9 protein-coding genes are annotated in these 10,879 nt (G+C 70.9%); 4 read left to right on the forward strand and 5 right to left on the reverse strand.

Annotation, left to right across the window (positions count from 1 at the left end; genetic code table 11):
* Together ACOJTC_RS23615 and ACOJTC_RS23620 are read right to left on the reverse strand one after the other, a co-directional pair.
* A partial coding sequence (locus ACOJTC_RS23615; RefSeq protein WP_420118531.1) for an ATP-binding cassette domain-containing protein occupies window positions 1-1,923 on the reverse strand: 1,923 nt, incomplete at its 3' end.
* A 465-nt stretch (window positions 1,924-2,388) separates the two neighbouring features.
* Window positions 2,389-3,228 carry a DUF4081 domain-containing GNAT family N-acetyltransferase gene (locus ACOJTC_RS23620; RefSeq protein ID WP_204923862.1) on the reverse strand — a complete coding sequence of 280 codons (840 nt, stop codon included), beginning with the start codon at window positions 3,226-3,228 and terminating at the stop codon, window positions 2,389-2,391.
* A gap of 129 nt (window positions 3,229-3,357) precedes the next feature.
* On the opposite strand from ACOJTC_RS23620, the gene ACOJTC_RS23625 reads away from it, so the two are divergent.
* Complete coding sequence (locus ACOJTC_RS23625) at window positions 3,358-3,936, forward strand: PadR family transcriptional regulator (protein WP_357928506.1); 579 nt, start codon at window positions 3,358-3,360, stop codon at window positions 3,934-3,936.
* Window positions 3,937-4,057: 121 nt separating this feature from the next.
* Here ACOJTC_RS23625 and ispG read toward each other — a convergent pair whose 3' ends face one another.
* From ispG to dxr, 3 genes are read right to left on the reverse strand one after another with little or no spacing between them, the layout of a single operon-like run.
* On the reverse strand, window positions 4,058-5,230 hold the full coding sequence (gene ispG, locus ACOJTC_RS23630) for a flavodoxin-dependent (E)-4-hydroxy-3-methylbut-2-enyl-diphosphate synthase (protein WP_204923860.1): 1,173 nt from the start codon (window positions 5,228-5,230) through the stop codon (window positions 4,058-4,060).
* 9 nt (window positions 5,231-5,239) lie between these two features.
* On the reverse strand, window positions 5,240-6,481 hold the full coding sequence (locus ACOJTC_RS23635) for a M50 family metallopeptidase (RefSeq protein ID WP_204923859.1): 1,242 nt from the start codon (window positions 6,479-6,481) through the stop codon (window positions 5,240-5,242).
* The gene (gene dxr / locus ACOJTC_RS23640; RefSeq protein ID WP_420118532.1) at window positions 6,481-7,692 is read right to left on the reverse strand and encodes a 1-deoxy-D-xylulose-5-phosphate reductoisomerase; all 1,212 of its coding nucleotides are present in this window, start codon (window positions 7,690-7,692) and stop codon (window positions 6,481-6,483) included. Before dxr ends, ACOJTC_RS23635 begins: the two co-directional genes overlap by 1 nt.
* Before the next feature lie 129 nt (window positions 7,693-7,821).
* On the opposite strand from dxr, the gene ACOJTC_RS23645 reads away from it, so the two are divergent.
* The 3 genes from ACOJTC_RS23645 to ACOJTC_RS23655 are packed head-to-tail and all read left to right on the forward strand — an operon-like array spanning window position 7,822 to window position 10,825.
* Window positions 7,822-8,070 carry a hypothetical protein gene (locus ACOJTC_RS23645; RefSeq protein ID WP_420118533.1) on the forward strand — a complete coding sequence of 83 codons (249 nt, stop codon included), beginning with the start codon at window positions 7,822-7,824 and terminating at the stop codon, window positions 8,068-8,070.
* Between the two features lie 2 nt (window positions 8,071-8,072).
* Window positions 8,073-10,427 (forward strand): DNA methyltransferase, encoded by a 2,355-nt coding sequence (locus tag ACOJTC_RS23650; RefSeq protein ID WP_420118534.1) that lies wholly within the window; start codon window positions 8,073-8,075, stop codon window positions 10,425-10,427.
* Window positions 10,424-10,825 (forward strand): hypothetical protein, encoded by a 402-nt coding sequence (locus ACOJTC_RS23655; RefSeq protein WP_420118535.1) that lies wholly within the window; start codon window positions 10,424-10,426, stop codon window positions 10,823-10,825. Before ACOJTC_RS23650 ends, ACOJTC_RS23655 begins: the two co-directional genes overlap by 4 nt.
* Window positions 10,826-10,879: the final 54 nt, after the last annotated feature.

Consider the following 10,879-nt stretch of genomic DNA (forward strand, 5'->3'; position numbering starts at 1 on the left):
GGTGACCGGAGCGTCGGCGTCCGGCCAGGCGGTGACCGGAGCGTCGGCGTCCGGCCAGGCGGTGACCGGAGCGTCGGCGTCCGGCCAGGCGGTGCCCCTGGTGCCGGCCTCCGGCCAGGCGGTGACCGGCGCGTCGGCGTCCGGCCAGGCGGCGCCCCGGGTGCCGGCCTCCGGCCAGGCGGTGGCCGGGCCGTCGAGCAGGTCCAGTCCGCCCCGGCTGCCGGACCGGCCCGCACCGACCGGGGTGTACGCGGCGGCGTGGCTGGTGGCGAGCAGCTCGGCGAAACGGGCCGAGGAGCGCAGCGGGCCGGCCTCCAGGACCGCCCCGTCGGCCATCACCACCACCTCGTCGCAGCGCCGCACCGACGACAGCCGGTGCGCGATGATGATGCCGATCCGGTCGGTGAGCAGACGTTCGGTCGCCTCGCGTACCCGGGTCTCGGTGACCGGGTCCAGCCGTGCGGTGGCCTCGTCGAGGATCACCACGTGCGGGTCGCGCACCAGGATGCGGGCGAAGGCCACCAACTGTTCCTGGCCGGCGGAGAGCACGTGGCCGCCCTCGCCCAGCCGGGTCCGGATGCCGTCGGGCAGCTCCGCGACCCACCCGGTGAGCCCCAGCTCGGCCAGCGCGCGGGGCGCGTCGTCGAGCAGGTCCGGGTCGAACAGGGCGACGTTCTCGGCGAGGGTGCCGGCAAGGATCTCGGTACGCTGCGGCACCACCGCGATCCAGCGCCGCAACTCCTCGACGTCCAGGTCGCACAGGTCGGTGTCGCCGAGCAGCACCGTCCCACGCGGCACCTCGACCGCCCGGGTGAGCACCTTGGCCAGCGTCGACTTGCCCGAACCGGTCCGCCCCACCAGCGCGTACGACCGGCCCCGGACGAAGCTGAGCCGGACGTCGCGCAGCGCGGGTTCCCGCTCGTCCTCGCCGGTGACCGGGTAGCGGAAGGTGAGCCCGCGCAGGGTCAGGTCGCCGTCGGTGGGGGTGAGACCGCCTGAGGGTTCCTGCCGGGAGTCGGAGAGCAGCAGCACCCGGGCCCAGGCGCCGAGCGCGTACTGCAGGTGCGGCACCCAGCGGGCGAGGTGTTCGACGGTCGCGCCGAAGCTCAACGCGAGCAGCCAGATCGCGGTCAGCCGGGCACCGTCGATCCGGCCGGTGGTCAACGCCCAGGCCCCGGCGAGCACCACCGCGGCGATCCCGACCCGGATGGTGCCGGCGGCGAAGGCGGTGACCCGCGCCGACATCAGGAAGACCCGGCGGCAGCGGGTCAGCACCTCGGCGGCCCGCCTGGCGTACAACCGCAGCACGTACGGCTGGGCGAGGCTGGTGCGGACGTCGTCCTGGCCGTGCACCGCCTCCTCCATCACGGCGGCCAGGTCCGACCAGGCTTCCTCCTCGGACATCCGGGCCGGGGCGATGGCGGCGGTGGGACGCCGCAGCACCACGACGAGCAGCGCGGTGAGCAGCAACATCGCCACCCCGGCCGGCCACCAGACGAACAGCGCGCTGACCGTGGCGAGCAGGCAGAGCACCAACCCCTGGACCAGCCGTACGCCGGTGTTTCGCAGCTCGGAGGCGACCTGGTAGACGTCGTTGTCGATCCGGTCGAGCAGTTCACCGACCGGGGTGCCCTCCAGGGTGGGCAGATCCTGCCCGAGGGCGACCCGGCAGAGCCGGCGGCGCACATCGGCGGACCAGTCGGCGGTGATGCCCGCCATCAGCAGCGCGATCACCAACTCGCCGAAGACCGCGACGACCAGCGCGACGACCAGCGCGGCGAACCATCCGGCCGAGCGGTGTACCAGCACCGTGCCGGCGACCGCCGAGGCGGCGGCCTGACCGGCGGCACCGAGGACGACAAGAACGATCACGACCGTCACGCGGCGTGGCGCGGACGCCCAGAGATCACGGAGCAGGCGCATGGAGACTCCCTCCGGGACTCGGGGTGGCGGTACCCCCCAGCCTGACCCCCCGCCCCCCTCCCCTCAACGCATTTACCGCCCCCCCACCACCCTCCCCCGCCCCACCTCCCCCTGCCCCGCCCGCCCCTGCCCTGCCCCTGCCCCGCCCCGGTGATCAAGAGATTTGCGTCAAGATTGATCTTCAGATTGCCTCAAACCTCTTGATCAACTGACTCAAACCTCTTGATCACCGAGACGAGCCGGCGACCAAACGGGGGGAGGTGACGACCGAGGCGAGGTGGCGACCGACGGGGCGAGGTGGCGACCGACGGGGCGAGACGGAGCGACCGGGGCGAGACGGATGACGGGCGGGGCACCCAGAGGAGGCAGGAGCCAGGGGAGGCAGGAGCCAGGAAAGCGGGGCCCGTGGCGAGCGGGGGTGCCCGGGGAGGCGGGGCGCGCGGGGAGGCGCTAGGGGCGGGATCGTCAGAAGAGGATGGTGGCGAGGGTACCCACGCGGTGGAAGCCGCAGCGTTCGTAGACCCGGCGGGCGGGGCGGTTGAAGTCGTTGACGTAGAGGCTGACCGTCGGGGCGACCCGGAGCAGCGCGTCGTGGACGACGGCGGCCATCGCGGCGCTCGCGATCCCGCGTCCGCGCCACGCGGGGGCCACCCAGACGCCCTGGACCTGGGCGGTACGGCGGGTCACCACCGCCAGTTCGGCCTTGAACACGACCTCGCCGTCGACCATGCGGGCGTACGCCCGGCCGGCGCGGACCAGGTCCTCGACCCGTCGGCGATAGGCCCGGCCGCCGTCCTCGGCCAGCGGTGAGACGCCGACCTCCTCGGCGTACATGGCGACCGCGGCGGGGAAGAGCAGGTGCACCTCGTCGGGGCGGACCCGGCGCACCTCGGGGTCGACCGGGATGGCGGGCAGGGCATCGGTGGCCAGCAGCGGCTGGTTGGGGCGGACGTCGCGGGCCGGCCCCCAGTGGTCGGCGAGCCGGTCCCAGAGGCCGAGCACCGCGTCGGCCCGTCCGACGATGGAGGAGCAGAGCCGCTCCTCGCCGGAGAGCTGCTCGGCGAAGGCGGCGACGGCGGAGTCGGTGGCGAGGATCGGGGTGAGGTTGCCGCCGAGCCAGCAGATCGACTCCAGGTTGCGGCGGGTGCCGTAGCCGAGGATCCGGCCCTCGGCCCGCCACCAGGCGAGGCCGCGTGCGGAGACCCGCTCGGCGACCTGCGCGCCCGCGTACGGGTCGAGGTCGAGCAGCCGCTCGACGGCGCGCCGCTCCGACTCTCCCAGTTGGCGTACCGGCACCGTCAGCACGCTTACCAGCCTGCCAGATCCGGGCGGTGGTTCGCCGGGCGACCGGCACAGCCGTCAACGGACTTGTCGCCAACACGTTGCCGATATATCGTTGATGCATCAGCGACAGCACAACGAGAGGACGACATGATGGGATTCCACCGTCGGATCCACGCACTGCAGGAGGCCCGGCAGCGCGGCTTCGGCTTCCCGCCCATGCCCCCCGGCCCGCACGGGCACGGAGGCTGGGGCGGTGGCCGGGGCGGGCGCGGGCGGGGTCGGGGACGCCGCCCCAACGTCCGGGCCGCCGTGCTGGCCCTGCTCACCGAGCGGCCGATGCACGGCTACGAGATGATCCAGGAGATCGACTCCCGCACCGGCGGGGCCTGGCGGCCCAGCCCGGGGTCGATCTACCCGACGCTGCAACTGCTGGAGGACGAGGGCGTCATCGCCGCCAGCACCGATCCGGCCGGCGGCGGGCGCAAGCGGTTCGACCTGACCGAGGCCGGCCGGGAGGAGGCCACCACGGCCGCACAGACCCCGCCCTGGGCCGAGTTCGCCGAGGACACCGTCAACAGCTGGCACGACATCCGCGACGCGGGCGCGCAGGCCATGCACGCGCTGCGCCAGGTGATGATGACCGGCACCGACGACCAGCGGGAACGCGCCGCCCAGGTGCTCGACGAGACCCGCCGCAAGCTGTACGCGATCCTCGCCGAATCCGAGTGACCCCCGGGGTACGCCCCGGCGACCTGCCGACCGGCCCGGACCGGGACGACTCCGGCGACGATCATCCGATACCGACGAAGGCGGCCCACCCACCGGGAGGGCCGCCTTCGTCGACGGTGGATCAGTGCACGGTGACGGTGGGGCCGGGGATCAGGTCGCGCAGCTCCTCGGGGATCTCCGCGCCCATCTCGTCGGCGATCCGCAGCGCCTCCTCGATCAGCGTCTCGACGATCTGCCCCTCGGGGACGGTCTTGACGACCTGCCCCTTGACGAAGATCTGCCCCTTGCCGTTGCCGGAGGCCACCCCGAGGTCGGCCTCGCGGGCCTCGCCCGGCCCGTTCACCACGCAGCCCATCACGGCGACCCGCAGCGGGACGGGCAGCCCCTCCAGGCCGGCGGTGACCTCCTCGGCGAGCTTGTAGACGTCCACCTGGGCCCGGCCGCAGGACGGGCAGGAAACGATCTCCAGCCCGCGCTCGCGCAGCCCCAGCGACTCCAGGATCTGGTTGCCGACCTTGATCTCCTCGACCGGCGGGGCCGACAGCGACACCCGGATGGTGTCGCCGATGCCCTCGGCCAGCAGCGCCCCGAAGGCGACGGCCGACTTGATGGTGCCCTGGAACGCCGGGCCGGCCTCGGTCACCCCCAGGTGCAGCGGGTAGTCGCACTGCTCGGCGAGCTGCCGGTACGCCCGGATCATCACCACCGGGTCGTTGTGCTTGACCGAGATCTTGATGTCCCGGAAGCCGTGCTCCTCGAACAGCGAGCACTCCCACAGCGCCGACTCGACGAGCGCCTCGGCGGTGGCCTTGCCGTACTTGGTGAGCAGCCGCTTGTCCAGCGAGCCGGCGTTGACGCCGATCCGGATCGGCGTACCGGCGGCGGAGGCCGCTGCGGCGATCTCCCTGACCTTGTCGTCGAACTGGCGGATGTTGCCCGGGTTGACCCGGACGGCCGCGCAGCCGGCGTCGATCGCGGCGAAGACGTACTTCGGCTGGAAGTGGATGTCGGCGATCACCGGGATCTGCGACTTCTTCGCGATCGCCGGCAGTGCCTCCACGTCGTCCTGGCTGGGCACGGCGACCCGGACGATCTGGCAGCCGGACGCGGTCAGCTCGGCGATCTGCTGGAGGGTGGCGTTGACGTCGGAGGTGAGGGTGGTGGTCATCGACTGCACCGAGACGGGGGCACCGCCACCGACGGGCACCGAACCGACCATGATCTGGCGGCTGGCCCGGCGCGGGGCGAGCGGCGGGGGAGGTACGGCGGGCATACCGAGACTGACAGCGGTCACTTCAGGCACTCACCTTGTGAAGAGGGTGATGGGGTTGACGATGTCCGCGGTGGCGGTGAGCAGGGTGAACGCGCCACCGATGAGGATCACCGCGTACGTGATGGGCATCAGCTTGAGGTAGTCGACCCGGCCGGGGTCGCGCCGGCCGATCCGGGCGTAGAGCCAGGAGCGGGCCCGTTCGAACCAGGCGATGGCGATGTGGCCGCCGTCCAGGGGCAGCAGCGGCAGCAGGTTGAACACGCCGACGAAGAAGTTCAGCGAGATGAACAGCAGGACCAGCAGCTGCCAGACGCCGTTCTCCAGGGCTTCGCCGCCGAGCCGGCTCGCGCCGACGACGCTGATCGGGGTGTCCTTGTCCCGCTCGCCGCCGGTGACGGCGGTCCACAGCGCGGGCACCTTGTCGGGGATGCGCTTGAGTGCCTCGTAGGTGCCGACGGCCAGGTCCTTGGTGTAGCCGGCGGTGGCCGGGATGGCCTCGACCGGGCCGTAGGTGACGTTCGCCGGGACACCGGGCGGGAGCATCGGGCCGGCGACGCCGAGGGCGGAGACGGTGATCGGGGCGCCGTTCGGGTCGTCCAGCGGCTTGCGCTGCACGGCGGCGAGGTCGGCCCGGACCTGGCCGGCGACCCCGTCGCGCTCGTAGCTGATCGTCGCCGGCTGGCCCGGCGGCAGGTCACGGACGGTCTTGACCAGCGCGGCGTAGTCGGGGACGGCGACGCCGTTGATCGCGACGATCTTGTCGTCGTCACGCAGCCCGGCCTGCTTGGCGGGGCTGACCGGGTCTCCGGGGGCGCACTCGCGGACCGCGTCGGTGGGGACGACGCACTCGACGACCTTGACGTGCGCCGGCAGCGGGTTGGGCAGGTCCTTGTTGGGCAGGCCCATGAACATGGCGGCCAGCCAGATCGCGATGACGGCCAGCGCGAAGTGGGTGACCGAGCCGGCGGACATCACGATCGTCCGCTTCCAGACCGGGTAACGCCACATCGCCCGCTTCTCGTCGCCCGGTTCGACGTCGTCGTCCTGCGGCGTCATGCCGACGATCTTGCAGAATCCGCCGAGCGGGATGGCCTTGAGGCCGTACTCCGTCTCACCCCGGCGGAACGACCAGATGGTCGGCCCGAAGCCGACGAAGTAACGGGTGACCTTCATGCCGAACGCCTTGGCGGTCAACATGTGACCGGCCTCGTGCAGGCTCACCGAGATGAGGATCGCCAGGGCGATCACCACCACCCCGAGCAGATAGAGCATCAGGCTTCCTTCCCCGACCCCGAGATGATCTCCTGCGCGTGCGCGCGCGCCCACGATTCGGCGGCGAGCACGTCCTCGACGGTACCTGGTTCACCGAAATCGGGGGCGTCCTCCAACACCCGCCCGAGGGTGTCGACGATGCCGAGGAACGGCAGCCGTCCGGCGACGAACGCCGCCACACACTCCTCGTTGGCCGCGTTGTAGACCGCCGGGCGGCAGTGGCCCGCCACGCCGGCCGCCTTGGCCAGCGCCACCGCCGGGAACGCCTCGTCGTCGAGCGGGGCGAACTCCCAGGTGTGGGCGGTGGTCCAGTCGACGGCGGTGGCGGCGTCGGGCACCCGGTCGGGCCAGCCGATGCCGAGCGCGATGGGCAGCCGCATGTCCGGTGGGCTCGCCTGGGCCAGGGTGGAGCCGTCGACGAACTCGACCATCGAGTGGATCACCGACTGCGGGTGCACCATCACGGTGATGTCGGCGTAGGGCACGTCGAACAACTCGTGCGCCTCGATCACCTCCAGCGCCTTGTTGACCATGGTGGCCGAGTTGATCGTGCCGACCGGTCCCATGTTCCACGTCGGGTGGGCGAGCGCCTGCTCCGGGGTGACAGCGGTCAGCTCGTCGCGTCGCCGCCCCCGGAACGGTCCGCCGCTTGCCGTGACGACCAGCCGCCGCACCTCGCCCCGGGTGCCGCCGCGCAGGCACTGGGCCAGCGCCGAATGCTCCGAGTCGACGGGCACGATCTGCCCCGGTCGCGTCACCGCGGCCTTCACCAGCGGGCCGCCGGCCACCAGCGACTCCTTGTTGGCCAACGCGAGGGTACGACCACAGCGCAGCGCGGCCAGCGTCGGCGCGAGCCCGAGCGACCCGACCACCCCGTTGAGGACCACGTCGCAGGGCCACTGCGCCAGCTCGGTCATGGCGTCCGGGCCGGCGATGATCTTCGGCAGCCTGAAGTCGCCGGTGGCCCAGCCGCGCCGGCTCGCCTCGGCGTAGAAGGCGAGTTGCAGATCCTGCGCGGCGGACGCCTTCGCCACCCCGACCGCGTCCACGCCCAGTTCGAGCGCCTGGGTGGCGAGCAACTCGACGTTGCCGCCGCCGGCACCGAGCGCCACCACCCGGAACCGGTCGGGGTTGCGCCTGACGATGTCGATCGCCTGGGTGCCGATCGAACCTGTGGAGCCGAGCAGAACGAGGTCCCGGGGAGTTGTCACCCGGTCATTCTGCCCCGTACGCGCTGTGCGCCGGCTGGGAGCCTCACCCCCTCCCGGGGCGGGATGCCGCTCGCCGATCCGACTGGTCAGGCCGTACGCTGGGTCCGCTCGGCCCCGAAAGGACCGCACATGTCTGATCTTGACCACACTCCTGAGCAGGCCGCTCGGGAATCCGGCCTCCGCGAGGTCTCCGAAGCGCTGCTCAACATCGAGCAGGCGATCAAACGGACCGAACGGGCGAAGCGCGCCGTCTCCATGACGGTCGGCTGCGACGACCTGGCCCGGATGCTCGACACCGCCGCCCGGAACCTGGAAATCGCTCGCAAGGACCTGTTTCAGGGTGCCTACTTCTCGGCGGATTCCCCTAAGCTCTTTTGACCATGCGCAGTGGTGAGCAGATCCGGGCGGCACTGGTCAAGTTCGTCGATCGGTGGCAGTTCTACGCCGGCACGGAGCGCTCCGAGGCGCAGACCTTCCTGAACGAGTTGTTCGAGTGCTACGGCCGCAACCGCAAGGACGCCGGAGCACTCTTCGAGGATTCCCACTCCTCCACCGGGATCATGGACCTGCACCTTCCCGGGCTGCTCATCGTGGAGATGAAGGCACCGAAGGAGGGCGACCGGCTCGCCCAGCACCGCAAGCAGGCGTTGGACTACTGGCACAACTCGGCCGACGTGGCGACCGGCCGCCCCGCGCCGCAGTTCGTGGTGCTCTGCGCCTTCCGGCAGTTCGAGATCTGGGAGCCGGGGAAGTACCCGAACGCCCCGCTGCTGGAGTTCGCGCTCACCGAGCTGCCGGACCACTACGAGTCGCTGATGGTGCTGGCCGGCGACGAGCCGCTGTTCCACCACAGCAACCGGGAGTTGACGAAAGCGGCGGCGATTGCGGTCGCCGGGGTCTACCAGGGCCTGCTCGACCGGCAGGCGGCACCGCCCGAGTCGATCCAGCGTTTCGTCCTCCAGATGGTCTGGCTGTTCTTCGCCGAGGACTGGGACATGATCGGCGGACGACCGACCGAGCAGACCCTCCGGTTCCTCACCCAGCACGGTGACCTCTGGTCGTCGTACCTGATGCTCGGTGGCCTCTTCACCTCGCTCAACGACCCGAACGACCACGGCCGGCAGGGCATCCTCAAGGGCACCCAGTACGTCAACGGCGACCTCTTCGCCCAGCCGGCCCTGGTCCACCTGACCAGGGCGGAGGCCGCCGAGCTGCTGCGGATCGCCGAGTACAACTGGCAGCAGGTCGACCCGACCATCTTCGGCTCCCTGATCGAGGGCTTCCTGAGCACCGACCGCAGCGCGCTCGGTGCCCACTACACCCACGAGATCGACATTCTGAAGATCGTCCGGCCGACGATCGTCAAGCCGTGGCGGGCGCGGATCGACGCGGTCACCACGCCCGACGACGGCGTCGCGCTGCTGGCGGAGCTGTGCCGGTTCCGGGTGCTCGACCCGGCCTGCGGCTGCGGAAACTTCCTCTACGTCGCCTACCGGGAGCTACGTCACCTGGAACACACGCTCAAGGAGCGCATCGAAACGCTGGCGAAGTCCTCCGGGCTGCCGGTGCCGACCGGGCTGCCCTACTTCCCGCTGAGCAACATGCAGGGGATCGACGTTGTGCCGATGGCGACCGCCGTCGCCCGGGTGACCCTCTGGATGGGCCACCGGCAGATGATCAAGAAGTACGGCCCGGCCGAGCCACCACTACCGCTGGTCAGCCTCGGCTCGATCAGGACGGCCGACGCCCTGCGGGTCGCCTGGCCGGAAACCGACTGCATCGTCGGCAACCCGCCGTTCATCGGCTCCCAGTTCATGCGGGACAAGCACGGCGACGACTACCTCAAGTGGCTCGGCAAGACGTTCGGCGTCGGGGTGAAGGACTTCTGCGTCTACTGGTTCCGCCGGTCGCAGGACCACCTGCGGGCCGGGCAGCGGGCCGGGCTGGTCGGCACCAACTCGATCGCGCAGAACCGGGCCCGATCGGCCAGCCTGGACTACGTGGTCGGCAACGGCGGCGTCATCACCGACGCGGTGTCCAGCCAGACCTGGCCGGGCGAGGCCAAGGTGCACGTGAGCCTGGTCAACTGGGTCAAGTCCCCGGCTGAACCACCCACCGAGTTCACCCTCGACAACAAACCGGTCAGCGGGATCACGGCCGAACTGAAGTCCCCGGAGAGGTCAACCGGCGACGCCCCCAGCTTGCCGGCGAACAACGGTCGCTGTTTTCAGGGCATGACGCCTGTCGGAGAGGGCTTTATTCTTGCCGAGGGCGAGGCACACACCCTTCTCGCCGCCAAGGATGCCAACTACCGCGATGTCGTCCGGCCCTACCTTGTCGGCGAAGATGTCGCGGACGACCCTGGACAGCTTCCGCGACGCTGGATCATCGACTTTGGCCAGCGCCCCCTGGAAGGGGCCATGAAGTATCCGAACGCGCTCAAGATCGTGCGCGAGCGGGTCAAGCCGATTCGTGAGACCAACAGGGACCGATTCCGTCGCGAGAACTGGTGGCGATTCGGACCCCCTACACAGCTATTCGGACCGCGCTGGAGGGGCTGCCTCGGTACATCGCTGCTCAGGCTCAAGGTAAGCGGCTTCTGCTTGCGTGGTGTGAGCCATGGACCTGCCCAAGTAACTTGGTCAACGTCTTCGCCTTCGACGACGACTACTCGATGGGCGTGCTCTCGTCGTTCACCCACAGCACTTGGGCCTGGGCACAGTCATCCACCTTGAAAAGCGATATTCGGTACACCCCGACCTCGGCGTTCCTGCCGTTCCCGTGGCCGTATCCGGTCAGCGACGAGCAGCGGGAGCGGGTGGCGGAGGCGAGCCGACGGATGATCGCCCGGCGGCAGGAGATCTGCGCCGAGGAGCAGATCGGCCTGACCCGGCTCTACAACCTGGTGGACGACGGCGCGTACACCGACCTCAAGAAGCTGCACCGCGACCTGGACGAGGCGGTGGCCGCCTGCTACGGCTGGCCGAAGGCGATCGCCCAGGACAGGGACGAGATCGCCCGCCGGCTGTCGGCGCTGAACGCGGAGATCGCCGCCGGCCAACGCCCCTACGACCCGTTCGCCGACCGCGACGGTCGTTCGGTCGCCCAGCAACTCGGCCTGCCGGTCGGCTGAGCCGGCAACCCGGTTCGCCCTCCGGCCGCACACCACGGCGGGCTGTCCAACCGT

Origin of the sequence: Micromonospora sp. (genome assembly GCF_048594385.1) — a bacterium.
GTDB lineage: Bacteria > Actinomycetota > Actinomycetes > Mycobacteriales > Micromonosporaceae > Micromonospora > Micromonospora wenchangensis.

Bases quoted from the DNA above. Each gene is read 5' to 3' on its own strand.
- ACOJTC_RS23625 (WP_357928506.1), top strand. From the start codon at position 3,358: ATGGGATTCCACCGTCGGATCCACGCACTGCAGGAGGCCCGGCAGCGC.
- ACOJTC_RS23635 (WP_204923859.1), bottom strand. From the start codon at position 6,481: ATGCTCTATCTGCTCGGGGTGGTGGTGATCGCCCTGGCGATCCTCATC.
- ACOJTC_RS23645 (WP_420118533.1), top strand. From the start codon at position 7,822: ATGTCTGATCTTGACCACACTCCTGAGCAGGCCGCTCGGGAATCCGGC.
- ACOJTC_RS23650 (WP_420118534.1), top strand. From the start codon at position 8,073: ATGCGCAGTGGTGAGCAGATCCGGGCGGCACTGGTCAAGTTCGTCGAT.